We start from the raw sequence: 24,416 nt of genomic DNA, 5'->3' as shown, positions 1-24,416 counted from the left end.
CAAGTGAAATGAGGGATACATGAATCGATACCGTCAATTGGCCGAATTGTTTAAGGCACAAATTCAGCAAGATACTTGGAGAGCAGGGGAGAAGCTGCCTTCAATACGCGTCACCAGCCGCAATCATTCCGTAAGTGCAGGTACGGTATTACAAGCCTATCAATTGCTAGAGGCGCAAGGTTGGGTGATAGCAAAGCCTCAATCTGGTTACTATGTGACTGCCGATCTTGAACGTCTCACCAATACGAATGGAATTAAAAGCAATAATATGCCATGCACTAAGTTGAATGATGAGTTGTATTCGTTTTTGAAGCACCAAGCAACATCGGATGTTGTTCATTTAGGCTCGGCGTTTCCGGATCCGTGTTTGTTTCCTTTGGAGTCGCTTAACCGTAATTTGGCCAGCTCGGGACGAAAAATGGGGCCGGATAAGTTGCTAGACAACCTACCTCCTGGTGCCGAGTCGTTAAGGCGACTCGTCGCTCAGAGGTATATTCATCATGGGATATCATTAACCCATGATGATGTGGTTATTACTTCCGGTGCGCTAGAAGCATTAAACTTGAGTTTGCAAGCGGTCACCCGACCAGGTGATACCGTCGTTGTCGAATCCCCAACGTTTTATGGCGCACTTCAAGCGGTAGAACGGTTAGGTCTCAAAGCTATTGAAATCAGTGTCGATGATGAGAGTGGGCATTCGCTTGAACAAATCGAAGCAGCTTTTGCCAATGAAGACGTTCGGGCTTGTTGGTTAATGACGAACTTTCATAATCCAACCGGGGCTTCTTTGTCTGATGAACACAAACGATACATTGTTGAGTTAGCCAATCGATATGATGTGTATCTCATCGAAGACGATGTGTACTCTGAGCTGTATTTTTCTGACAAAAGGCCGAACTCATTAAAGACCTTTGATGAGCAAGAGCGTGTCCTTCATTGTGGTTCTTTTTCTAAGAGTTTATGCCCTGGATATCGCTTGGGTTGGGTGGTGAATAAGCGTTTTAACGAGACTATTCAAAAGCTCCAGTTAATATCGACATTGTCTGGGAGTGCCCCTATTCAGCAGGGGGTTGCACATTACTTACAAAACGACAGTTACGACAACCACCTGAGAAAGCTGCGTAAGACACTGCAACACCGTCAAGCTGACTTCGTGGATTTACTCGCAAAGCACATACCTAAAGAGGTTACCTATCAACGTCCTGATGGTGGTTACTTTCTTTGGCTGAAATTGCCAGATGGAATATCAAGTAAAGCGGTATATCAAGCACTATTGTCTGAGCAGGTTACTGTCGCTTATGGCAAACTCTTTTCGATAAGTGATCAATACGAAAACTATTTAAGACTGAATACATCGCTTCCTTTAGAAACGAGTTTGGAACGTGCTATCAAAAGGTTAGGTGATTTGCTTCGCGAATTACTCAGAATTGAAACTCATTAAACTGCTTAGTGTTTTTTTGCTCCAACTGTATCAGCGCCATTTTTGCAAATTGTGCTTCAATCATTATTCAGGTCGACAGACCTTGGATGATTAAGCAGGATTTAAGATGAAAAAGCAGTTGGTTAAACATGAGTTAAGGTTAATCGCCGTTGCTATTTTTAGTGCGTTTTTACTGGTATTTGCGCATCTCATTTTGGCGAAGTCTTTCTCTCATATGGCATGGACAGAGTACACCGCGGCCGTGATCCCTTTCGTAATGTTTGGCTTATGTATTGTGGGCGTAAAGTACGCTGAAAAAGCGGACAGAGATAAGGAAGAAGACTAACTCAAGCTTGAGTTGCTTGGCAGATAGTATTGACGGTTGAGCACAAAATAAAAGACCTCCACTAGGGAGGTCTTTTCTAATTCTGTCTCACTAAAAAGTGATTAGAAGTTCGCAGAGCGAGGCGTACGTGGGAATGGGATCACGTCACGAACGTTGCCCATGCCTGTTACGTAAGATACTAGACGCTCAAAGCCTAGACCAAAGCCAGCGTGTGGCACTGTGCCGTAACGACGCAAGTCGCGATACCAGCTCATGTGCTCAGGGTCGATACCCATTTCGCGCATACGTGCATCCAGTACGTCTAGACGCTCTTCACGCTGAGAACCACCGATGATTTCACCGATGCCAGGTGCTAGAACGTCCATTGCCGCTACCGTCTTACCATCATCGTTCATACGCATGTAGAATGCTTTGATGTCTTTCGGGTAGTTCTTAACGATTACCGGCGCTTTGAAGTGCTCTTCCGCTAGGAAACGCTCGTGCTCAGATGACATATCGATACCCCACTCAACTGGGAATTCGAACTCACGGCCAGAATCCAACAGGATTTGGATCGCGTCAGTGTAGTCAACTTGTGCGAAGTCAGAAGAAACAAAGTTCTCTAGACGGCTAACGGCTTCTTTGTCGATGCGCTGAGCAAAGAACTCAAGGTCATCGCGACGCTCTTCAAGTACTGCTTTGAATACGTACTTAAGCATGTCTTCAGCCAGTTTCGCAACGTCGTCCAGTTCTGCAAACGCAACTTCAGGCTCAACCATCCAGAACTCTGCTAGGTGGCGGCTTGTGTTTGAGTTTTCAGCACGGAAAGTAGGGCCGAAAGTGTAAACCTTACTTAGTGCACAAGCGTAAGCTTCCGCGTTTAGCTGACCAGATACCGTAAGGAAAGTTTCTTTACCGAAGAAGTCTTCGTTGTAGTCTACTTTGCCAGCGTCTGTACGAGGTAGGTTTTCCATGTCTAGCGTAGAAACGCGGAACATTTCGCCAGCGCCTTCAGCATCTGAGGCAGTGATCAACGGCGCAGATACCCAGAAGTAACCTTGCTCGTGGTAGAAGCGGTGGATCGCTTGAGATAGGCAGTTACGTACACGTGCTACCGCACCGATTACGTTTGTGCGCGGACGTAGGTGCGCTACTTCACGTAGGTATTCGATAGAGTGACGAGTTTTTGCCATCGGGTAAGTTTCTGCGTCTTCAACCCAACCAACCACTTTAACGCCAGTGGCAGCAAGTTCGAAGTCTTGGCCCTTTGCAGGAGATTCAACAATCTTACCAGTTACTTCAACAGAGCAGCCAGTCGTTAGCTTTAGTACTTCGTCTTCGTAATTATTAAGATTATTTGGGACCACGGCCTGAATCGGGTCGAAACAAGAGCCGTCATATATGGCAAGGAAAGAGATTCCAGCTTTGGAATCACGACGTGAACGGATCCAGCCACGAACAGTCACTTCGCTGTCTACTGCTAGCTGACCTTTCAATACGTCTGATACAGGCGCGTAAGTCATGTTTTCAATATTCTCCATTGAGGTAAAAATTCAACCCAACACTTATTAAAGTACTTGTCTAATAACATTTTTGTTCAAAAAACAAGCTAAGTGCTGAGTTGGGTAGCATTTTACAGATTCAACGAGACATATTACCTGTCAATTCGCTCGCATCAACCTTTATATTCATTTTGATGGGGAGAATCTCTCTATTTATTCACTCTTTGATGCTCTGAAAGTGTGAATTGGTTAAGTAATTGCTCTAAACGTTCGGATAGATGCTCTAAATCAACACTAATATCACGCGTGTGCGATGCTGATTGCGATGTGTCGTCAGCATGCAGCGTGATCACATCAATTTTGGATTGAATACGCTGACTGACGTCGGATGTGGTTTGCGTCTGGCTTTGAATGTTTTCCGCATGTTTCAGAACTTGATGCATTTCATCGACAACGTTATGCATCGTGACTGAAAGTGTCTCGACATCGACTGAACGTTGGTGAGCAAACTGGCAGACAGTATCCACAGAGGCTAAGGACTCTTCACTCCCTTGCTGGAATTGAGAAATGATATGCTCAATGTTGCCCGTGGCTTCGGCGGTCCGAGAAGCTAGGTTACGCACTTCCTCTGCGACGACGGCAAAACCGCGTCCTTGCTCTCCGGCTCGGGCGGCTTCAATTGCAGCATTCAACGCGAGCAGGTTGGTTTGTTCTGCAATGCCTTTAATGACCCCAAGAATGGACGACACTTCCTCGGTTCTTTGGTTTAACGAACTGATTTTTTCCCGTACGCCGTCAATATTGCTCACCAAGTGTTTGATGTCTTCGCTCACGCTGTGTGCTTGGCTTGCGCTGTGAGTAGCAACATCAACGGTGTGGTTGACTAGAGCTGTGGCGTTATTGGTTGAGTCTTCAACGGCGGTTTGTTGTTGCAACATGTCGGTGATGTTGCTTTGTACGTCACTGGTTTCCAATTGTTGATTATTGGCCGCTTTGTCTGTTGATTGTGCAACATCCGTTAACTGACTGGCTGAATTGGCAAGAGAGTGGGAGGTGTCTTGTACACGCTCTAAACTCTCGGATACCGTATCCATAAACGAATTAATCGCGGTAGAAAGTTGGCCTACCTCATCTTTTTGGTGATGAACAAGTCGTTGAGATAGATCTTTACTATGGCTCACATTCGCCATGAATTGCGACGTTTTTTGTATTGGGCGAACAATGATCTTACGAATCAAACTCATCGTTATAATAAAACCAACAAAAGCGATAACGGCCATTATTCCCATCGCAAACATTGCCTGTTTATTGATCATTGAATTGACGTGGTTCATGTTGTATTCCAAACGAATCGCGCCCAATACTTCGCCTTCTGGTGCTATATGGCAAGAAACGCAGTTGGTGCCACGATAATTTTCGCTTGATTTCATTGGTAGCGCGACAACCAGTCCGTTCCCCCAATCGGCTGAAATTGGCTCAATGACCAGTTCGCCATTTAAAGCTCGTTGATCAATATCATCGACCGGTTGTTGGTTTGCTTGTCCTGGTCCGTAAAGCTTGGTGACGGTATCAGCTCGCAACACGCGAACTTCTTCAATCCCTTCTTGAGCGAGTGCTTTTTTTCTCAAAGTTTCTTTTTGCGACATGGTGCCTGTTAGCATCATCATGTTTAGGCTATCGAAGTAATTACTAGCCTTATCATGAAGCTGTTCACTGAGAACATCATTGATTAAGGTTTTTTGTTGATGGTATTGATAAGCCGTAGAGGCAGCCAGAACACAGCTGAAGACGGCAATTAACGCGAGCAAGAGCTTAAAAGTGATAGTAGAGCGCATAAATTTATAAGTGTAATTGGAACGAACTGCACAATCTTAATGTGCGCAAATGCACACTGCGATCAACGAGATTAATGATTGTGACCCCACTCATGTTGGGGATATGTAATTGTGATGTGAGTGCTGTGTAATCAAATGTTTGGCGCATGACAGAAATACGACGATCAGGACAAAGGTTTAATTATTTTCGCTGAGAACAAACGGCGTTTTGCTACGCTTGTATTGAGTAGCACTTGTCTGTTGGCAGTGAATTCCTTAGTATTGCGTGTCTTTTTAAAGCCTGAGAATCAAGATGAAAACAGAATTGTACAAAGAGTTTATGTTCGAAGCGGCACATCACTTGCCACATGTACCTGAAGGCCATAAGTGTGGTCGTTTGCATGGACACTCTTTCTTAGTTCGTCTTTATGTAGAAGGTGAGGTAGACCCGCATACTGGTTGGGTAGTGGATTTCGCTGAAATCAAAGCGGCATTCAAACCAATTTACAATCGTTTAGACCATTATTACCTGAACGACATTGAAGGTTTGGAGAATCCGACGAGCGAAGTGCTAGCAAAATGGATTTGGCAACAGCTTAAGCCAAGTTTACCGTTGCTAAGTAAAGTTGAAATCAAAGAGACGTGCACAGCCGGTTGTATTTACAAAGGTGAATAAGTCACTTTTTATTGAGCATTGAAGACAAAGGCAAGCCATGAGCTTGCCTTTGTTGTATCTGGATATTCCCTATTTTTTATACTTTTCTTGCTAGCTCAGTGGATGACGTAAAATCCACTCTTTTTCGTTCTCACCAAACGTTGTTTTCTCTGTATTGATGAATCCACACGCATCAAGAAAACTGATAGCGTATTGCTGACTCTGTGGCACAGTGACGCAAAGAGAGTTGCTTTCAGGGTCAATGGTATACGCGTAAACGAACAGTTTGCGTAACGCTTCACTCCCAACCCCTTGGCGTTGGAAACGTTGATCAACCATCAAGTACTTGAGCCCCAGTTCGTGCCTTTTGGCAAAGGGCGCATGTTGGGAGAAGCCTTTATCGATAACAAGATAGCCAACTAATAGATCGTCAGAATAAATCGTAAAGAACGCTTCAGACTTATTGCGTTTTTGATAAGCCACTTCAAACGGCGTAGAAAATCCTTTCTGCTCTTCCTGCACATCCAATTGCATCAAACTCGAAAAATCTTTCAGTTTGGTGGGTTTAATAGCAATCATCGTTCAACCACAAATTGGCGGCATATCCTCATGCCGCCACGAACTTTAATAGAGTATTTCCTCTAGTTTAAGTAACTCACGAGGTTAAGAAAAGCTAGAAATGCAGAGGATAATAATAACCTTGGTGAATATAGGCACCTAATGTTGTGAGTAAGTGAGCGCTATCGGCGGTTTCTACGCCTTCGACAATGACTGTACAGCGATACGTATTTCCCATGGCGATTAACTGACGCAACGTTTCCACTTTCTTATCGTCCGACTTTAAACCAATCACAAACTCCCGATCTATTTTCAAATAATCTGGATTGATTTTACTGATGAGCGACACGTTGTTGTTGCCAGTGCCAAAGTCATCGATACTGATTTTACAATCCAGTGCTTTTAGTTTCGCGACATTGCCATAAATCTCGGAGGTATAGTACATCGATGCATTTTCCGTGATTTCAATCGTCAGCAAACGACAATCTCGGTTAGATAGTTCTCTGTGTAGGATTGAAAAGTTGCGTCCTCGCAGCAAAGAAGGACAAACATTAATGCTGATAGGAATAGGCAAGGCTTTGTGCTTAGTATAGATGGACTCTATCATCATTAAGGTATGAGTTAGGAGCAGCCCATTGCGGATCAGTGTCTCAATAAACCGTTGCGTATTTTTTACCTTAAACCGCGAGAGCGCTTCGTAATGCACAATCTTTTGCGCTGAAGTGTCATAAATCGGCTCCAGTTTGATTTTAAATTGTCGAATTGCGCACAAATAAGCCATAAAGGCTTGTAGGGAGCGATGACGCAGTATTATGAGAAACAGCAAGCTTAATAAAATGATGCTTTGAAACGGGCCAGAGATGTAATACACCTCTTTATAGCCGCTGTTCTTCACGTGATAGTTGAAAAAGCGTTCATTGGTGTTACCAATTTCTAAAGAGGTCCCTGTATTGGTTGATAGCTTCATGCCGGAAAGAAAAAAACGCGAAATATGATTTTCAACGTTGTCGGATAAGTTAATGTTTTTGACACGAACCAAAACGGTCGCGTTATTCAAGTCAAATGATTGGGTCGTATAATTGCTATTATTACTCCACTCTTCAAATGCTTTTTTGCTGACAGGGACAACGGTTTCGGGGGTGACTAAACACCGGATATTGAAACGGTCCAGCATCATGCTCGATTCCACCAGCTTTACATTATCAAAGAGCGACTTCAATTCTCTTTCATCAGCAAAGCAGCTCTTTTGGGAAAGGTTTTCTGCAATTTCGAAGGCGTTATCCAGATAATTATGTTTCACAATGCTGTTTATCGCGTAATAACAGATGGCAAAGAAAATGATCGCTGTGATCAACACGACCCACAGCGTATCTGAATAGATCTTTTTATTACGCAGACAAATACGAAGGGCTTTGCCAAGGCTGTTTGTTGTGTACTGATTGATCTTATGTTGATGGTCGATGCCATTCTGATGGTTGTTTTGCATAGTAAAAGGGATGAAGTATCCGGTCCGGTGAATATTTTCGATAATATTTTTTTTTGTGGTTACGTGTTCTTCCGTGAGCTTGCGAAATTTCCTTCTTAGAGCGGCCACCGCGTTTTTAAAGCCATTTTCAGGCAGTGTCATTTTGTATTGTTGAGTGATTTTGCTTTCTATCAATCGCTGGCTAATTGGCGTATTTAAGCTGCCGTATTTGGCGATGGTTGACAGAATGGCGTACTCATTTGGGTTGACTGGAATGGAGTGGTGGAGTGATTGATTGAGCTCTAAAGATATTTCGTTTTCGGACAAGCAAACGCAGATTTGGTTTCCAATTTCAAACCTAATCATGTGTTGGTGTGCTCCAAGTTTAATTTTTGGCTACGTTATCAATAAAGCTAGGAGAGGGATGTGATTTTTTACGGGGATATCCATAATAATTGGATATATTCAAGGTTTTAGGTTTTTTTATGCTGGGCGTAGCAACCCATTATTCATAGTTAATGAGGTATAAAAAACCCGAGCGGCGGCTCGGGTTTCGTCGATATTCAGCAAGGCTTATTAACAGATAACTTTTACTGCTAGGCCGCCTTGAGAAGTCTCACGGTATTTCGCGTTCATGTCTTTACCTGTCTCTAGCATTGTTTCGATAACTTTATCTAGAGAAACAGTAGGAGCAGAAGAACGACGCAGTGCCATACGAGTTGAGTTGATTGCTTTTACAGCTGCAATACCATTACGCTCGATACATGGAACCTGAACCTGACCTGCAACCGGGTCGCAAGTTAGACCTAGGTTGTGCTCCATCGCAATTTCAGCCGCCATACATACTTGCTCTGGGCTACCACCCATAAGCTCAGCAAGGCCAGCTGCTGCCATAGAACATGCCACGCCAACTTCGCCCTGACAGCCAACTTCTGCACCAGAGATAGACGCGTTACGCTTGTAAAGGCCGCCAATTGCACCAGAAGCTGCGAAGTAACGGATGTAGTCTTTCTCAGTTACGGTTTGAATAAACTTGTCATAGTAAGCCAGTACCGCAGGGATGATGCCACATGCACCGTTAGTCGGAGCAGTTACAACACGACCACCTGCTGCGTTCTCTTCGTTTACTGCAAAAGCAAACATGTTTACCCAGTCAACAACAGACATTGGATCGTTCGTTGTTTTTTCAGAAGTAAGCAGTTGCTGACGAAGTGCTGCTGCACGACGAGGCACGCGTAGTGGACCAGGCAGAATGCCTTCTTCGTTCATACCGCGATCCATACATTCGCGCATTGTGCGCCAGATGTTTGCGAAGTAAGTACGAGTTTCTTCGTCAGAATGAAGCGCATGTTCATTTTTCATGGTTAGCGCACTGATAGACAGGCCGCTTTCATGACATTGCTTTACAAGCTCTTCTGCCGTTGTAAACGGGTAAGGAACTTTTACTGGGTTCTCAACTTCTTTACCGAAGTTTTCTTCATCAACGATGAAACCACCGCCGATGGAGTAGTAAGTTTTTGAGTACGCTTTTTCGTCATCAATCCAAGCGTGGATTTGCATGCCGTTTTCGTGTAACTCAAGGTTTGTTTTGTGGAAGTTCATTCCACCTTCACGCGGGAACGATACTGTGTGACAGTGCATGCCAACAGGAAGGCGTTCAGTTTCTTCTACGCGAGCGATAAAGCCCGGGATAGAATCGATATCAACTTTCTCAGGAGTGTTGCCTGCAAGACCCATGATGATAGCAATATCTGTGTGGTGACCTTTCCCTGTCAGTGATAGTGATCCATAAACGTCAACGGTGATTTTAGTGATGTCGCGCAGTTTTCCCATTGCACGAAGGTCATCAATAAACTCTTTACCCGCTTTCATTGGGCCTACAGTGTGTGAGCTTGAAGGTCCAACACCGATTTTATAGATATCAAAAACACTAATCATATCGATTACCTCAGAAGAAAGCCTCCCAAGGGGAGTTGGGAGGCTTAATTTTATCGTTATATTTTTGGATTAATCATACCGTGCTAGGGCAGGGATGATTAAAGAGCGCCGTAGATTACAGAACTAATGGCAGCAAGACCACAGATTGCTGTGAAAATTTGCACAGGTGCTGAAGTTTTGTACTTCGCCATCGCTGGAACTTTTTGCATTGCGAAGATAGGCATCAAGAATAGGATTGCCGCAATCATCGGTGCGCCCATTGTTTCAATCATACCTAGGATGCTTGGGTTAACGATAGCAACGATCCAAGTTGTGATTACGATGAAGATAAGAGACATCTTCTCGATCTTGCTTACTGGCGATTTTGAACGAGATTTCACTAGACCAACTAGACCTTCATGCGCACCTAGGAAGTGGCCGAAGTAGCTAGAAGTGATAGCCGCGAAAGCAACCAGTGGACCTAAGTAAGAGATCAGTGGAGACTCATGAACGTTTGCTAGGTAAGAAAGAACAGAGATGTTTTGCTCTTGTGCTGTTGCTAGTTGCTCTGGAGACAGAGAAAGTACAACAGAGAAAACGAAGAACATTACAAAGCCCATTAGCATCATCGCTGCGCCACCAGTGATAGCGTCAGTTTTCTTAACTGCGTCATCACCGTATACACGACGTTGTTCTTTAGAGAACTGAGAAATGATTGGGCTGTGGTTGAAAGAGAACACGATAACAGGGATTGCTAGCCATACGATAGCTGGCATTGCACCCCAGTCAGGTGATACTTCCATCATTGAAGTGTTCCAACCAGGAATTAGGTACACAGACAGCGCTAGTAGGATGAACACTAGAGGATAAACCATCGCTGAAGTTGCTTTCAGCATAAGCTCTTTACCGAACACTACGCCCGCTGTCATTGCAGCGATAAGTGCACCGGAAAGTAGCCAGCGAGGAATAGATTCCATACCCATTTGGTTAACTAGGAAAGAGTCAACCGTGTTTGTGATACCAACACCGTAGATAAGTACGATTGGGTAGATAGCGAAGAAGTAAGCGAACGTAATAAGGTTTGCGCCAGTCTTACCAAAGTGCTCTTCTACTGTGTCAGTGATGTCCGCTTCTGGGTTTTTCGCAGAAAGAACGAAGCGAGCTAAAGATTTGTGTGCGAACCAAGTCATTGGTGCTGCGATTAGGGATAGGATTACTAATGGCCAAAAGCCACCTGCACCTGCTTTAATAGGAAGGAATAGTACACCGGCACCTACTGCCGTACCAAAAAGGGACAGACACCAGGTAAAGTCTTTGTAAGAAAACTTACTAGACGATTGTGCGGTAGAAACCGCAGAAGTAGTTGTATTCATTTTTTAGTTACTCATTTTGGGAACAGGAAATAAGTCGGGAGTAATTTTGCAAGATTTTACACTAGGAAAATTAGATCTAAATCATTTATTGCTTACGCTTATTGAATGATATGTCAAAAACCTGCTTTTTATCACGAAAATGATGTGCTACTCGTGATTTCTGCTAATGAGTAAAATTAGAAAAACTTATCGATAGGGCTGTTTGTATAAATTTATTTCACCGCAAGCGTTTGCGGTGAAAGCGGCAAATTAATCTAATGTGAATGAATGTTTATGAAGCAACGTTTTATTAATATTGATGCGCATGATGATCGCATCCATAAAAATACCGATATCAGAAGTTTTTAATGTGAAATGATATGTTTTTGCATTGATTCGATGATTTGTGCGGTCATGCCCCAGATGAAATGCTGTCTATATGGGATAGCAAATACACGATGACTGCTGTTTTTTAGGTCAAACTTGGTGCTGTACAACTTTTTCGGATTCAGAATGTGGTTAGCAGGAACTTCAAAAACAGACTCCACCTCATTTGGGTCAATATGCGTTTTATACTCAGGAGAAATAAAGGCCAAAAACGGTGTCACATTAAACTGACTAATCGTTGGCAATGTTGGAAGCTGGCCAAATACATGAATATGTTCATCTTCTATGCCGATCTCTTCTTTGGTTTCTCTCAATGCCGTATTGATTAGATGATGATCTTCCTGCTCAAACTTACCGCCGGGGAAACTGATTTGTCCCGGATGATGACGCAAGTGCGCAGCTCGCTTTGTCAAAATGACCTGTAGCCCCTCCGGGCGTTCTACAAAACCAATTAAGACCGCTGCGTCTCGCAGTGATTTTCCTTTCATCCATTTCAGTCGCGCGAGGGACTCTTTGTGGTAACCCGTTGGAAGCCGAAATTGAAAGTTTTGCAGTAATTGAGTTTTGTCGATAACCAAACCAAATCCTTATTTATTGTGCCTAACCATTATTTATTATACTCAATGGCCGCAAGAGGCGTGGTGCTATCGCTGTTGGTACAGTATTAAAGTATTAGTGCGGCAATACCAAAGCACGTCCATTGGTTCTTTCCCTGCTTTGTGTCGTGTGTCTCACTCTGCTTGGGTATAATAATTTGAAACTTATAAGGTTATAAACCATTCTTTATTTTAAGACGTCACTATGGGGCAAGTATTGACTAATGAAAGGGATTATTTTCACCGAGTTCATGGAGTTAGTGGAAGAGAAGTTTGGTCTCGATGTGTTAGACCAAGTGCTCGACCTTTCTAATGACGAAGGGATTTATACGGCAGTTGGCAGTTACGATCATAAAGACTTGGTTAAATTGATTGTGAATCTCAGCAAAGTATCTGGCATTCCGCCTGAACAACTGCAAGAAGTATTTGGAGAGTGCGTTTTTTTGAATTTACTTCGCTCGATTCCTAGTCATGCCAGTTTGCAGCAGTGTGAAACGACATTTCAATTTGTTCGCCATGTTGAAGATTTTATTCATGTCGAGGTCAAAAAGCTCTACCCAGATGCTAATCCTCCTCAGTTTGATTTTATCAGCGAGACTCAATCAAACATGGTGTTTGATTATCGGAGTGCGCGGTGCATGTCTCACGTATGTTTAGGTCTAATAAAAGGCTGCGCGGCGCACTTTGATGAAGTTATTCATATCAAACACCAAAACCAGTCAGAAGATGGTAGCCAGGTTCGCTTTTGGTTAGAGGCACAATAAGAACGATATGACAGGAAGTTCCTCGCTAGAAAGGAAACTCAAACGAGAAATCGAATCAAGAAAAGCAGCTGAGCGGTTATTGGAGCAGAAGAGCTTCGAACTTTATGAATCTACTCAACAGCTAAGTGTTGCTTTGAAAAAGCTTGAGTTGAAATCAAAAAAGGATTTACGCAAGTTTGAGTTCGAAGAGAAAGTTGACGCGACGCTGATTAAGTTTGGTCGAACTTTTTTGTCGAGCACGTTTGATGAAGCCATGATTGCCAGTTTTATTGAACAGCTCACTTCGAACTCAATCATTTCTGCGGCTTACTTACATCTTGATTCCACAAAACTCTCTTCTTTGCGCCGACATCATTTTGGTCATTTACAGCTTCGCCATGAGAATACGATTAAGACTGTCCCCAATTGGCAGGGGGAGAACTTGCATTTGCCTATCATCATTGACAAGCAAACAGTAGGGGAGTTGATCTTCTCTGTTCAGTTGGACCAAATCGATCAGTCTTTTATTTCCAAACAGATGGAGCTGGTATCGGATTTGGTTCATGGGGTCATTGGCCGTCATTTGAGTTTAGAGCGAGAAGTGGAGCTGCGAAAGCGGGCAGAGGAATCGGAAAAAGCGACGAAAGAGTTTGTCGCAATGATTAACCACGAGTTGCGTACACCTCTTAATGGCGTATTAGGTAGTGCTGAACTACTAAGTCGAACACAGTTAGGTGAAGAGCAACGCCATTACCTAAACAATTTGACTCAATCGGGAGATTTGTTGAGGGTCATCATTAACGATCTTCTCGACTTCAGCAAGATGAATGCCGGTATGATGGAAATCATCGATAAGGTCTTTGCTTGGGAAGAGCTTGAAAAAGCCATCATGGGGGTATTTTCAGCTAAAGCAGCAGAAAAGCGAATTCATTTCTCCATCGATAAAAAGCTCGGTATTCCTGAGTTTTTAGTTGGTGACTTAGAGCGAATTACACAGATCTTGGTCAACTTGGTGGGAAATGCTATTAAGTTTACTCATTTGGGTGGGGTGGTGCTGCGAGTGGAGTGGATAAACGGTATTGCGCATTTTGAGGTTGAAGACACGGGTATTGGCATCCCGATAGAAGCACAGCCCTCACTATTTGACCCATTTGTGCAAGTAGATCGCTCGGCGAAGCGCAGTTTTGAAGGCTCAGGTTTGGGCCTTGCGATTTGTAAAAATCTAGTGGATTTGATGCAGGGCGAGATTAGCTTTGAAAGTGAAGAACGCAAAGGTACCACCTTTAAAGTCTTTATACCTCTAAAGGAGGGGCAAGCCCAAGGCGCAGCAGAGGGGGAATTAGCTACCATAGAGCGAAGTGATTTGGCAGGACGCTCAATACTGGTGGTTGACGACATCAGAATGAACCAAGTGATAGTTACTCAAATGCTGAAAAAACTCGAAATTACGCCTGATTTAAAAGCCAATGGGAAAGAAGCTTTAGAAGCGGTGAAAAACAAAGATTACGAACTGATATTTATGGATTGCCGAATGCCAGAAATGGATGGTTATGAGGCGACGATGTACCTAAGAGAGCGTGGTTTCACCCATCCTATTATTGCCTTAACCGCCGGTACAACCATTGAAGAGCGTCAAAAGTGTATTGATTCAGGCATGGACGACATCCTCACTAAGCCGTACACCGCAACCGATATTGAACAGATCATGTGTAAGTGGCTTGAGCAGTAGACGCTGCCTCTTAAAAAACGGATTCTTGTTAGCCAACGGCTAAAAGCCAAAGTACCTGTAAATAAAACACACAAAAAACGCTCCACACTGGATAATGCCGATCGCTTAACGATGTTTCTTGTGTCATTCCAGCGAGCCTTGGCGAGACTAGGAATCTAATAGCAGCATGCTGAGCGGCTAATGAAACAAATTTGACCATAAAGTGCTCGGATAGAAGAGCCTGTATCACGCTCTTTCGGCGCGGTACAGGATGACGAGATACAGAAATATGCCACTCGCTGTTAAACGAGCGGCATTATCCGTACTGGAGTCGTTTTTGCTTGTTTTCGTTAGCAGGATTCATAGGCCGTTGCCATTTGGCGAAACCTACTATTGCAGCGCTGGCAAAATCTTTGAGAGCTTATCCAACGTTTCTTGATATTCAGAAGCGCAATCGCTATCCGCAACGACGCCGCCGCCTGCCCAAGCGTACAGTTTGTGATTCTCCGCTACGAGAGTGCGGATGGTGATGCTGGTATCCATACGACCATGGCGAGAAATGTAGCCAATACTGCCGCAATACGCGCTGCGTCGATGCGGCTCCAATTCTTCAATGATCTGCATTGCGCGAACTTTAGGTGCGCCCGTAATTGAACCGCCCGGGAAGCACGCTCGCAGCAAATCCGCAGGAGAGTATTGCTCATCCAACTTCGCACGAATGGTGCTCACCAAATGATGCACAGCAGGGAAGCTTTCAATCTCAAACAGCTTTGGCACGTGAACGCTACCCGGTGATGCAACTCGACCAATGTCATTACGCAGCAAATCGACAATCATCAGGTTTTCTGCTTGATCTTTTTCCGCAGTCTGCAAGTCATGAGCATTAGCGTTATCTTGCTTTGGATCTTCATGGCGTGGGCGAGTACCTTTGATTGGTTTCGTTTCAATGACGCGATCTTTGAGTTCTAGAAAGCGCTCTGGAGAGATACTCAAAATCGAAGACTCTGGCATACGGATAAAAGCGGAAAATGGCGCTTGGTTGGCGGACTCTAATTTTAGATACGCTTGCCACTCGCTGCCTTGATACGGTGCGTTAAAGCGTTGCGCCAAATTGATCTGATAGCAGTCACCGCTCAACAAGTATTCTTGCACCTTGTCAAAGTGAGTAGCGTAGCTCTCTTCCGTCATGTTTGACTGCCAATCACCAGACAGAGCGAAGTCTACGCTTTGCTTTGCTTCTTGCTCGTCTAACCATTGCCAAGCTTGCTCGATATTCTGACCGACTAGGCAGGCTTTTTTAAGCTTATGGTCAACAACGACGGCCCATTCATACAGACCTACAGCCATATCCGGCGTGTTGAGATCCTTTTCGGCCAGTTCTGGCATCGTTTCTACGCGTCGACCTAAATCGTAACTGAAGTAACCGAGCGCACCGCCGACAAAAGGCAAATCCAATTCTTTATTTAACTCAACGTGAGGAAGCCACTCTTCTTGCAACTGATGAAGCAGCGTGAATGGGTCATCTTGAGTTGAATAGGCATTCGATGGCGTTTCAACTTGTGTAATTTCGGCAGTGGTTACTAACGTTGCAATTGGGTTGGCAACCAACACATCGAAGCGGCTATCGATATGCGTTTCTGATGCAGAACGCAGCAACATCGCCCAAGGCTGGTGTTGAATGCGAGAAAAGAGGTGAAGAGCAAACTCTGGTGCATATTCCAGCGCTTTAAAATCAATGAATTGATTGTCCATGTTGTTCATTTGTGTAATTTGTGACAAAGAGATCGTTCACTGCATGGCATGTCATGGGCAGCAAGAGTATCATATTCCTCTGTATAGCCAAACACCCTCTATTCATAGGGTTTTGAGATGGTTTACAAGTAGGCGACTTCAGCGTTTCGTGTGTCGATATCAGCCGTTCGACAATTGTTTATAAAAAAACGAAGCTCAAAAGAGCAATAAGCTCAACAAACACGATTGAAGCCAAGCCAATAATGGAAGCATAACTATAACGAGGCATGTAATGACGGTAATACGCAAGCAGGATGTGATCAGCAGTGTCGCTGATGCGCTACAGTATATTTCTTACTACCACCCGCTAGACTTTGTTCAAGCTCTTGAAAAAGCCTATCACCGCGAAGAGAGTCAAGCCGCGAAAGACGCGATTGCTCAGATCCTAATTAACTCCCGAATGTCAGCAGAAGGTCACCGACCAATTTGTCAGGATACTGGCATCGTGACGTGTTTCATCAACATCGGTATGGGCGTGCAATGGGACTCAACCGATATGACGGTTCAGCAGATGGTAGATGAAGGTGTTCGACAAGCGTATACGAACCCAGACAACCCGTTGCGTGCGTCAGTACTTATGGATCCTGCCGGTAAACGTATTAATACCAAAGACAACACGCCTGCTGTCGTACACATCAACATGGTTCCGGGCGATAAAGTTGAAATTCAGATCGCAGCGAAGGGCGGCGGTAGTGAAAACAAAACTAAGATGGTGATGCTAAACCCATCTGACGATATTGCAGAGTGGGTAGAGAAAACGCTACCAACAATGGGTGCGGGCTGGTGTCCTCCTGGCATGCTTGGCATTGGTATTGGCGGTACGGCTGAAAAAGCAGCGGTATTGGCAAAAGAATCTCTAATGGAACACATCGATATTCAAGAGCTTATTGACCGTGGCCCACAAAATGCAGAAGAAGAGCTTCGTCTTGATATCTTCAACCGCGTGAACAAACTTGGTATCGGCGCGCAAGGCCTTGGCGGTTTGACGACGGTTGTCGACGTTAAGATCAAAACGGCGCCAACGCACGCGGCTTCTAAGCCTGTTTGTTTGATCCCGAACTGTGCGGCGACTCGTCACGTACACTTCACGCTTGATGGCAGCGGCCCAGCAGAGCTCACTCCACCTAAACTAGAAGATTGGCCAGACATTACTTGGGAAGCGGGAGAAAACACGCGTCGCGTAAACTTAGACACGATTACTAAAGAAGAAGTACAAGAGTGGAAGACAGGCGAAACCGTTCTTCTATCAGGTAAAATTCTGACTGGCCGTGATGCAGCGCATAAACGTATTCAAGGCATGCTAGATAATGGCGAAGGTCTACCAGAAGGTGTAGATCTAAACGGTAAGTTCATTTACTACGTAGGTCCTGTCGATGCAGTTGGTGATGAAGTCGTTGGTCCTGCTGGTCCAACAACATCAACGCGTATGGATAAATTCACCGATATGATGCTAGAAAAAACAGGCATCATGGGCATGATCGGTAAAGCTGAGCGTGGTCCTGCAACGGTTGAATCTATCAAGAATCACAAAGCGGTTTACCTAATGGCTGTTGGTGGCGCGGCGTACCTTGTAGCGAAAGCGATCAAGAAAGCTCGCGTTGTCGCATTTGAAGATTTAGGTATGGAAGCGATTTACGAATTTGAAGTTGAAGATATGCCAGTAACAGTGGCTGTCGACTCAAATGGTGTTAACGCGCACCAAATCGGTCCAGACACTTGGAAAGTGAAAATTCAAGAGATGGAAGCGTAAGGCAAACGGTAATCTTACATTGTCTCAGTAGAGAGAATGTGACAAGGTGCTGATTTACCTAGCAAACATTTGACAAAAGTGCAGCGAAAACTGCACTTTTTGTCTATATAATGTAGATATAAACCTCAGGGCATAGCAATCAAACGTTATGCGAACAATAATTAGGAGACGGCATGCCTCGTTTTATTCAGATTCTACAAATTATTCTTGCTGTAGTGGTAGGTGGCTTTGTTGGCTACGACTTGATCCTTCACGGCATCAGCATTTTTGATGAGAAGTACGTGACCATCACATGTGTGTTGTGGCTGATTTTAGAAATCGCTCTATTTGTTATCTATAAATTAATCGAAGACGACTAGACTCAAAGAAAGCAGGTTTCTGTTCAACACAGTAATCAGCATAAATAGGGTCACTAATGCTTTAGTGTTGATTAAGTAAGCCTCTGAACCACTCAGGGGCTTTTCTTTTTTCACCCTGCTTTAAGCGAATGTTTTGTTCATCTTTTATTAAGGTATATAAAGTTAGACTCATAGAGTTCAGTATTGAAAGGTAAGTATTTATAGATTAATACCCGAAGTTGCTGATAACGTTGTTTTAGAGCGGAGCAAGATAAAGAAGCGCAATGAAAAGAATAAAGAAAGAAGTCAATGACTTTATCAACAGAGGTATGGACTCCAATGTTCGAATTGCCGTCACCGGACTTTCTCGTGCAGGTAAGACGGCATTCATCACGTCATTAGTGAATCAGCTCCTCCATACCGCTACCCATGATAATTTGCCTCTTTTGACTGCAGCCAGAGATAAGCGTCTTATTGGAGCGAAGCGTGAACCTCAAGCGAATATGATGGTGCCACGTTTTGCTTACGACGAAGCGATGAGCCAGATCCATGCGACCCCACCTCAATGGCCAGTACCAACACGGGATGTGAGTGAGATTCGCTTAGCGCTCAAGTACAAACCAAATAAAACCACGAAAAAGCTGTTGAGTAAAACCGCAATTTTAAATGTTGATATTATCGACTATCCAGGAGAGTGGCTGCTCGACCTGCCGTTATTGGACATGGACTTTGCGACGTGGTCGCAAACTCAGTTTGATGCACTTAAAGGCCAGCGTGGCGATTTAGCCAAAGCTTGGCTGTCTGAATTAGAAAAGGTGGATCTTTCTGCTGAAGTGAACGAGAAACTACTCGAGAAAGTTGCGCATACATACACCGAGTACCTTCATGCCTGTAAAGACGCAGGTCTTCATTGGGTACAGCCTGGCCGCTTCGTATTACCTGGTGAGCTCGGAGGCGCGCCAGTGCTACAGTTTTTCCCGTGTCGTGCTGATTCGGAAAGCAAGGCGCTTAAGGGCAGCAACTTGGCGATGCTCGAAGCGCGTTTTCAGGAATACCAACAGAAAGTAGTGAAAGCGTTTTATAAGCATCATTTTGCGACCTTCGATCGCCAGATTGTACTTGTGGATTGCTTGCAGCCTCTCAATGCCGGCGATGAAGCGTTTTACGACATGCGCCAAGCGCTAGAGCAGATCATGCATAGCTTTCGTTATGGCCGCAGTAGCTTTTTACGTCGTTTGTTCTCGCCAAAAATAGACAAAGTGCTATTTGCTGCCACAAAAGCGGATCACATAACGCCCGATCAGCATCCCAATTTAGTGTCTTTGCTACAACAAATGGTGCATCCAGCGTGGCAAACCGCAGCCTACGAGAATATCGAGATGAGTTGCATGAGTATCGCTTCTATCCAATCAACCACGACGGGATTTATTTCTTCTGGAGATAAGACGATTCCGGCGTTACAGGGTACGACGTTGGATGGTGAGCCGATGACGATGTTCCCGGGAGAAGTGCCGAAAAAACTACCAAATGCGGCTTATTGGCAAAACAACGGGTTTGATTTTACGTCATTCCGTCCAATGCCCTCACAGAATGATGAGCCAGTGAAGCACATACGCTTAGACAAAGCACTGGATTACCTGATTGGAGATAAATTGAAATGAGTGAGTTGAAGCAAAAACAAGTTTTCTCTGAAAAGGCGATGGAAAAAGAGCAGCAATCGAATCAACCGGAGTTGACGGCGCAGCAAACATTCGGCGAAAAAGAAACATTCGTACCTGTTGAACTTAAAGAAGAGCGCCAGGAGACCGAACAGGAATTGCAACTCGAGCATGTCATTCGTCCAAAACCGGGCAGAAAATGGCTTGCGACTGGCGCATTTGCCACCTTTGCTGGTTTGGTTGGCTGGCAAGCGGTGGACTCGGTTATAACCGCAATTCAAACTTCTGATTGGCTGGCTTTAAGCTGGACGGGGTTTATTGCTGCGATCGCTTCGCTTGGTTTAGGGGCGATGGGTAAAGAGCTTTGGAAACTGCGCAAACTACGAAATCATTTTAGTGTTCAAGAAGAAGCCGAAGCACTTGTTAATAGTGAGAGTGTGGGGAAAGGGAAAGCCTTTTGCGAAACAGTGGCAGAACAAAGTGGTGTGATGGCAGAGAACCCGGGCTTTGATCGTTGGCAGAACAGCATTAACCCTGCTCATAGTGATGCTGAAATCCTTGATATGTATGACTCGATGGTTGTGAGCCAACAAGACAAATTGGCAACGAAAATCGTATCGCAGCACGCAACCGAGTGTGCGGCCCTAGTAGCGGTGAGCCCTCTGGCTGCCGCTGATATGTTGCTGGTGGCGTGGCGAAATTTCAAAATGATCGACAACCTCTCCAAGGTATATGGGGTAGAGCTAGGTTACGCCTCTCGCATCAAGCTACTAAAAGCGGTATTTGTCAATATGGCGGCGGCTGGTGCCAGTGAGCTAGCTATTGATGCCAGTATGGACTTGATGTCGATGGACCTTGCGGGTAAAGTCTCCGCTCGTGTGGGGCAGGGGCTAGGTGTTGGTATTCTAACGGCACGTTTGGGCTTGAAAGCGATGACCTTATTGCGTCCACTACCATGGTATCCTGACCGTCAGGTTAAATTGGGCACCATACGCAAGGCTGTGGCGGCGAAAGTTGCATCAATTACGATGAAACCGTAACGAATATCAACTTTGATGGATAGGATTGCTTGACGCCATTCCAAGCATGATAGAAACTACTGTCAACTTTTCCTGACAGTCGTGAATTGGGATATTTTCAGTGCGTCTTGAAGTCTTATGTGAAGATCGACTCGGCTTGACCCGAGAACTGCTCGATATTTTAGCGTCTAAAAGCATCGACTTGCGTGGTATCGAAATCGATATTAGCGGTATTATCTATTTGAATTGCCCAGATATTGATTTTGATACGTTTAGTGAGCTGATGGCTGAAATCCGCCGTATTCCGGGGGTGAAAGACGTACGTAAAATCCAGTTTATGCCGATGGAGCGCCACAATACGGAGTTGCTCTCGCTAGTTGATAACTTGCCCGATCCGGTTTTTGCCATCGACCTTAAAGGTGCCGTAGACATGGCAAACATGTCTGCACTTTCACTGCTTGGTCTTCACAAGCAAGAAGTAATTGGTACGCAGATCGGAGCTTTGCTGCCAAGTGTTCGTTTTTCTCGCTGGTCTGAAGGTGTGAATGGCAGAACGCGGGAAAACCTTGTGATTGATGGCTTGGACTATGTTCTTGAGTTGATGCCAGTTTATATCCGAGACGAAGCGCAAAACTCGACTCTAGCGAGTACTCTAATGACGATTCGCTCTAGTCAGCAAGTTGCCAGAATTGAAGAAGCGCTACCGCTGCATAATCCTCTGGGTTTTGAGCACTTTGTTGGTATATCGAACCGTCATAAAGCGCTAATGAACCAAGCTAAGAAGCTGTCTGTGCTTGACCAGCCACTGTTAATTGAGGGCGAAACAGGGACCGGTAAAGAAATGCTTGCTAAAGCTTGCCACAGCCGTTCTAGCCGTGCGAGCAAGCCATTCCTAGTTTTGAGTTGTGCTTCGATGCCTGACGATGTAGCAGAAACCGAACTTTTTGGTCACGCGCCGGGTTCATTTAATCATGAACAAGGTCACAAAGGCATCTTTGAGCAAGCAAATGGCGGGACGGTATTTCTTGATGAAATCGGTGAAATGAGTTCGCATCTTCAAATCAAGCTGTTACGTTTTCTACAGGATGGTAATTTCCGTCGTGTCGGTGCAGAAGATGAGATGCATGTCGATGTTCGCATCATCGCTTCAACAAAACATAACCTTGCCGAACTTTCTGAGGCAGGAATGTTCCGTGAAGATTTGTATTATCGTCTCAACGTACTTACGCTCAGCATTCCTCCGTTACGTAAGCGCTCAAATGACGTTGCGCCATTGCTTGAGTTATTTGTGGCGAAACATGCTCAACAGCTTGGGCTTGATAAGCCAGAGTTTGATGATGGTCTAGTTGATGCCCTTGCAAATTATCAGTGGCCAGGAAACATGCGCCAACTCGATAACATGGTTCTTCGAGCGCTCACAGAAATGGATGGTGGTATACTAAACGCGGATCACTTCAATTTACCTCAGCCTCAATCATTCGGTGCTGGTAGTGCGACTCTTAACATCGACGGTTCATTGGATGAGATCATGCGTGACTATGAATCTCAGGTTCTGGAGCGTTTGTATCAGTCATTCCCATCAAGCCGCAAGCTTGCTAAGCGCTTAAATGTATCGCATACCTCAATCGCTAATAAACTGCGTGATTACGGTATCCGCAAGAATTAATCGAATTAATCGAATTAATCGAATTGAACGAAAAGACGGAATTAATCATTTGTAATGGAAGATAACAGCTCATCTATCGCCGTTCATAAGTTGGACGGTGACTTGCTTCTGCGTACCGCTGAAATCGTTGACGCAGATATGATTGCCGAGTATTTTCAAGCGAACCGAGAATACCTGAAACCGTTTGAGCCGAAACGTGAAGAGGCTTTTTTCTCAGTGAACGGTTGGTTGCAAAAGCTTATCAAGCTCAATGAGCTGCATCGAATGGGGTTGGGGTATTATTGCCTCTTGGTCAGAGCCTCTTCGGGTGAAATGCTAGGTACGATATCCTTTAGTAATTTGAGTCGTTTCCCTTTTTATTCTTGTAACGTCGGATACTCTCTCGCTGAAAAAGCACAAGGGCATGGTTATATGCGTCGTGGATTAACTATGGCTTGCGACTACATGTTTAACGTTCAGAAACTGCATCGTATTCAAGCCGGGTACATGCCTCACAACAAACGTAGTGAATCTGTGCTAGAGCATGTAGGGTTCAATCGAGAAGGGTATGCAAAAGATTACCTTTTGATTAATGGTGAATGGCAAGACCACGTTCTAACGTCACTTATTAATCCGAATTGGCAACCAGAAGGGCGATAGTATGGAGCGATTGGAAAAGCAATTAGCACTTGTAATCGAGCTCGATAAACTCAAAAGTATTTTGCGCCGAACCCGAGTTAAAAGTGCTGAAGGGCGTCTCGAAAATAGTGGTGAGCATAGTTGGCATGTCGCACTGATGGCAATATTGATGGAAGAGCATGCAAATGCACCTGTTGATATTTGCCGAGTGATGAAAATGTTATTGATACATGACGTAGTAGAGATCGACGCGGGGGATACCTTTGTTTATGATACTGCCGCGTCTCAAGAGCAGGCAGAAAAAGAAATTAGAGCGGCAGAACGCTTGTTTGGTATGTTACCCAGCGATCAGGAGCAAGAGTTATTGGCGCTTTGGCATGAATTTGAAGCCGCGCAGACCGATGATGCAAAGTATGCAAAAGCTCTCGATCGGTTAATTCCAATGCTCTTGAACTACCATAATAATGGTCAGAGTTGGAAGGAGCATGGCGTCTCTCGTGAACAAGCACTTACCATTAATAAACGAATTGAATTTGGCTCTGTTACCTTATGGGACAAAGCGAAAGAGTTGATAGAAGAAGCCACAGAGAAAGGTTGGCTGAAATCGTAATAAAGGAGACTGAATGTCTTATTTGCCTTTGGATGAATACCAAAGAAAATGGATTTTTACGCATCAGTCGATGCCTGTGCCAAAAGAAGATTTGGCTTTTATTAAGCCGATGAGCCAAGCTCGTTCAGCACAATTTTGGAAAGAAAATATTAGTGCTCAAAGCCCTGATATGGATCGACTTAGCTCCCAAGATTGGCCAATGAATGAGGCGAACTGGTCTGAAGTCGTTGATTGGATGGCTGCGTGGGAGTTGGATGATCCGGACATGCCAGCGGAAGTAGAAGCACATATCGATTGGCAAGACGATGTGACCGTTTACTTTTGCTACGAGAAGTACAATGTCATCGAAACTAAGTGGTCGATTTTTAAAAAGCATTGGAAGAACTTTCTCTTTTATGATGATGGTCCAATATTGATTGGACGTCGCCGTTCACAAGCGCTTTGGTTTGATTCAAAAGGCAATGTGAAACTCGGTGTTCGTCAATAGCGAGTTATACAGCAAGCCACCTTTTCGAGGTGGCTTT

General features: G+C 44.5%; 21 protein-coding genes. 13 read left to right on the top strand and 8 right to left on the bottom strand.

All coding sequences use genetic code 11. From position 1 onward, the window contains the following. The first annotated feature begins 19 nt into the window (after positions 1-19). Both NDJ01_RS00105 and NDJ01_RS00100 read left to right on the top strand, forming a co-directional pair. Entirely contained in the window at positions 20-1,441 is a 1,422-nt protein-coding gene (locus NDJ01_RS00105; protein WP_065646581.1) for a PLP-dependent aminotransferase family protein, read from the top strand. Between the two features lie 106 nt (positions 1,442-1,547). Beyond that, positions 1,548-1,766 (top strand): hypothetical protein, encoded by a 219-nt coding sequence (locus NDJ01_RS00100; RefSeq protein ID WP_012841649.1) that lies wholly within the window; start codon positions 1,548-1,550, stop codon positions 1,764-1,766. 101 nt (positions 1,767-1,867) lie between these two features. On the opposite strand, the gene asnS is transcribed toward NDJ01_RS00100, so the two are convergent. Together asnS and NDJ01_RS00090 are read right to left on the bottom strand one after the other, a co-directional pair. After that, on the bottom strand, positions 1,868-3,268 hold the full coding sequence (gene asnS, locus NDJ01_RS00095; RefSeq protein ID WP_046876186.1) for an asparagine--tRNA ligase: 1,401 nt from the start codon (positions 3,266-3,268) through the stop codon (positions 1,868-1,870). A 188-nt stretch (positions 3,269-3,456) separates the two neighbouring features. Beyond that, entirely contained in the window at positions 3,457-5,082 is a 1,626-nt protein-coding gene (locus tag NDJ01_RS00090) for a methyl-accepting chemotaxis protein (protein WP_258586044.1), read from the bottom strand. A 292-nt stretch (positions 5,083-5,374) separates the two neighbouring features. Here NDJ01_RS00090 and queD point away from each other — a divergent pair, with 292 nt between their 5' ends. Beyond that, positions 5,375-5,737 (top strand): 6-carboxytetrahydropterin synthase QueD, encoded by a 363-nt coding sequence (gene queD, locus NDJ01_RS00085; RefSeq protein ID WP_005376896.1) that lies wholly within the window; start codon positions 5,375-5,377, stop codon positions 5,735-5,737. A 90-nt stretch (positions 5,738-5,827) separates the two neighbouring features. On the opposite strand, the gene NDJ01_RS00080 is transcribed toward queD, so the two are convergent. The 5 genes from NDJ01_RS00080 to NDJ01_RS00060 all read right to left on the bottom strand — a co-directional run bounded on the left by NDJ01_RS00080 (position 5,828) and on the right by NDJ01_RS00060 (position 11,973). Further along, the gene (locus NDJ01_RS00080) at positions 5,828-6,295 is read right to left on the bottom strand and encodes a GNAT family N-acetyltransferase (protein ID WP_065646580.1); all 468 of its coding nucleotides are present in this window, start codon (positions 6,293-6,295) and stop codon (positions 5,828-5,830) included. Between the two features lie 94 nt (positions 6,296-6,389). Beyond that, positions 6,390-8,105: an EAL domain-containing protein gene (locus NDJ01_RS00075; RefSeq protein ID WP_145532987.1), complete on the bottom strand. Its 1,716-nt coding sequence runs from the start codon at positions 8,103-8,105 to the stop codon at positions 6,390-6,392. 210 nt (positions 8,106-8,315) lie between these two features. Further along, positions 8,316-9,677, bottom strand: coding sequence for an L-serine ammonia-lyase (locus tag NDJ01_RS00070; RefSeq protein ID WP_005396900.1), 1,362 nt, complete (start codon positions 9,675-9,677; stop codon positions 8,316-8,318). A 98-nt stretch (positions 9,678-9,775) separates the two neighbouring features. Then, positions 9,776-11,029 carry an aromatic amino acid transport family protein gene (locus NDJ01_RS00065; protein WP_047009959.1) on the bottom strand — a complete coding sequence of 418 codons (1,254 nt, stop codon included), beginning with the start codon at positions 11,027-11,029 and terminating at the stop codon, positions 9,776-9,778. 344 nt (positions 11,030-11,373) lie between these two features. Further along, complete coding sequence (locus NDJ01_RS00060) at positions 11,374-11,973, bottom strand: CoA pyrophosphatase (RefSeq protein ID WP_005396902.1); 600 nt, start codon at positions 11,971-11,973, stop codon at positions 11,374-11,376. Between the two features lie 242 nt (positions 11,974-12,215). On the opposite strand from NDJ01_RS00060, the gene NDJ01_RS00055 reads away from it, so the two are divergent. Together NDJ01_RS00055 and NDJ01_RS00050 are read left to right on the top strand one after the other, a co-directional pair. Then, on the top strand, positions 12,216-12,755 hold the full coding sequence (locus NDJ01_RS00055) for a heme NO-binding domain-containing protein (RefSeq protein WP_258586043.1): 540 nt from the start codon (positions 12,216-12,218) through the stop codon (positions 12,753-12,755). A gap of 7 nt (positions 12,756-12,762) precedes the next feature. Then, positions 12,763-14,463, top strand: coding sequence for an ATP-binding protein (locus tag NDJ01_RS00050; protein ID WP_258586042.1), 1,701 nt, complete (start codon positions 12,763-12,765; stop codon positions 14,461-14,463). Between the two features lie 369 nt (positions 14,464-14,832). Here NDJ01_RS00050 and pabB read toward each other — a convergent pair whose 3' ends face one another. Next, entirely contained in the window at positions 14,833-16,194 is a 1,362-nt protein-coding gene (gene pabB / locus NDJ01_RS00045) for an aminodeoxychorismate synthase component I (protein ID WP_258586041.1), read from the bottom strand. 271 nt (positions 16,195-16,465) lie between these two features. Here pabB and NDJ01_RS00040 point away from each other — a divergent pair, with 271 nt between their 5' ends. The 8 genes from NDJ01_RS00040 to NDJ01_RS00005 all read left to right on the top strand — a co-directional run bounded on the left by NDJ01_RS00040 (position 16,466) and on the right by NDJ01_RS00005 (position 24,379). Further along, complete coding sequence (locus tag NDJ01_RS00040; protein WP_243186445.1) at positions 16,466-17,983, top strand: fumarate hydratase; 1,518 nt, start codon at positions 16,466-16,468, stop codon at positions 17,981-17,983. Between the two features lie 173 nt (positions 17,984-18,156). Beyond that, positions 18,157-18,342, top strand: coding sequence for a hypothetical protein (locus tag NDJ01_RS00035; protein ID WP_012841654.1), 186 nt, complete (start codon positions 18,157-18,159; stop codon positions 18,340-18,342). A gap of 263 nt (positions 18,343-18,605) precedes the next feature. Beyond that, positions 18,606-19,982, top strand: a complete 1,377-nt coding sequence (locus NDJ01_RS00030; RefSeq protein WP_145532999.1) for a YcjX family protein — start codon at positions 18,606-18,608, stop codon at positions 19,980-19,982. Beyond that, a complete protein-coding gene (locus NDJ01_RS00025) occupies positions 19,979-21,019 on the top strand; it encodes a YcjF family protein (protein ID WP_258586040.1) in 1,041 nt (346 codons plus the stop codon). Before NDJ01_RS00030 ends, NDJ01_RS00025 begins: the two co-directional genes overlap by 4 nt. Positions 21,020-21,119: 100 nt before the next feature. Continuing rightward, on the top strand, positions 21,120-22,664 hold the full coding sequence (gene tyrR, locus NDJ01_RS00020; protein ID WP_258586039.1) for a transcriptional regulator TyrR: 1,545 nt from the start codon (positions 21,120-21,122) through the stop codon (positions 22,662-22,664). A 54-nt stretch (positions 22,665-22,718) separates the two neighbouring features. Then, the gene (gene rimJ, locus NDJ01_RS00015) at positions 22,719-23,303 is read left to right on the top strand and encodes a ribosomal protein S5-alanine N-acetyltransferase (RefSeq protein WP_226420851.1); all 585 of its coding nucleotides are present in this window, start codon (positions 22,719-22,721) and stop codon (positions 23,301-23,303) included. A 1-nt stretch (position 23,304) separates the two neighbouring features. Beyond that, positions 23,305-23,892, top strand: a complete 588-nt coding sequence (locus NDJ01_RS00010) for an HD domain-containing protein (RefSeq protein ID WP_005376917.1) — start codon at positions 23,305-23,307, stop codon at positions 23,890-23,892. Positions 23,893-23,905: 13 nt separating this feature from the next. After that, on the top strand, positions 23,906-24,379 hold the full coding sequence (locus NDJ01_RS00005) for a DUF2947 domain-containing protein (RefSeq protein ID WP_046876177.1): 474 nt from the start codon (positions 23,906-23,908) through the stop codon (positions 24,377-24,379). The last annotated feature ends 37 nt before the right edge of the window (positions 24,380-24,416 follow it).

It is taken from the genome of Vibrio sp. HS-50-1, assembly GCF_024747315.1.
Taxonomy (GTDB): Bacteria; Pseudomonadota; Gammaproteobacteria; order Enterobacterales; family Vibrionaceae; genus Vibrio; species Vibrio diabolicus.
This window is presented reverse-complemented; position numbering and strand designations above follow the sequence as displayed.

Bases quoted from the DNA above. Each gene is read 5' to 3' on its own strand.
- NDJ01_RS00105 (WP_065646581.1), top strand. From the start codon at position 20: ATGAATCGATACCGTCAATTGGCCGAATTGTTTAAGGCACAAATTCAG.
- NDJ01_RS00100 (WP_012841649.1), top strand. From the start codon at position 1,548: ATGAAAAAGCAGTTGGTTAAACATGAGTTAAGGTTAATCGCCGTTGCT.
- asnS (WP_046876186.1), bottom strand. From the start codon at position 3,268: ATGACTTACGCGCCTGTATCAGACGTATTGAAAGGTCAGCTAGCAGTA.
- NDJ01_RS00090 (WP_258586044.1), bottom strand. From the start codon at position 5,082: ATGCGCTCTACTATCACTTTTAAGCTCTTGCTCGCGTTAATTGCCGTC.
- queD (WP_005376896.1), top strand. From the start codon at position 5,375: ATGAAAACAGAATTGTACAAAGAGTTTATGTTCGAAGCGGCACATCAC.
- NDJ01_RS00080 (WP_065646580.1), bottom strand. From the start codon at position 6,295: ATGATTGCTATTAAACCCACCAAACTGAAAGATTTTTCGAGTTTGATG.
- NDJ01_RS00075 (WP_145532987.1), bottom strand. From the start codon at position 8,105: ATGATTAGGTTTGAAATTGGAAACCAAATCTGCGTTTGCTTGTCCGAA.
- NDJ01_RS00070 (WP_005396900.1), bottom strand. From the start codon at position 9,677: ATGATTAGTGTTTTTGATATCTATAAAATCGGTGTTGGACCTTCAAGC.
- NDJ01_RS00065 (WP_047009959.1), bottom strand. From the start codon at position 11,029: ATGAATACAACTACTTCTGCGGTTTCTACCGCACAATCGTCTAGTAAG.
- NDJ01_RS00055 (WP_258586043.1), top strand. From the start codon at position 12,216: ATGAAAGGGATTATTTTCACCGAGTTCATGGAGTTAGTGGAAGAGAAG.
- NDJ01_RS00050 (WP_258586042.1), top strand. From the start codon at position 12,763: ATGACAGGAAGTTCCTCGCTAGAAAGGAAACTCAAACGAGAAATCGAA.
- pabB (WP_258586041.1), bottom strand. From the start codon at position 16,194: ATGGACAATCAATTCATTGATTTTAAAGCGCTGGAATATGCACCAGAG.
- NDJ01_RS00040 (WP_243186445.1), top strand. From the start codon at position 16,466: ATGACGGTAATACGCAAGCAGGATGTGATCAGCAGTGTCGCTGATGCG.
- NDJ01_RS00035 (WP_012841654.1), top strand. From the start codon at position 18,157: ATGCCTCGTTTTATTCAGATTCTACAAATTATTCTTGCTGTAGTGGTA.
- NDJ01_RS00030 (WP_145532999.1), top strand. From the start codon at position 18,606: ATGAAAAGAATAAAGAAAGAAGTCAATGACTTTATCAACAGAGGTATG.
- NDJ01_RS00025 (WP_258586040.1), top strand. From the start codon at position 19,979: ATGAGTGAGTTGAAGCAAAAACAAGTTTTCTCTGAAAAGGCGATGGAA.
- rimJ (WP_226420851.1), top strand. From the start codon at position 22,719: ATGGAAGATAACAGCTCATCTATCGCCGTTCATAAGTTGGACGGTGAC.
- NDJ01_RS00010 (WP_005376917.1), top strand. From the start codon at position 23,305: ATGGAGCGATTGGAAAAGCAATTAGCACTTGTAATCGAGCTCGATAAA.
- NDJ01_RS00005 (WP_046876177.1), top strand. From the start codon at position 23,906: ATGTCTTATTTGCCTTTGGATGAATACCAAAGAAAATGGATTTTTACG.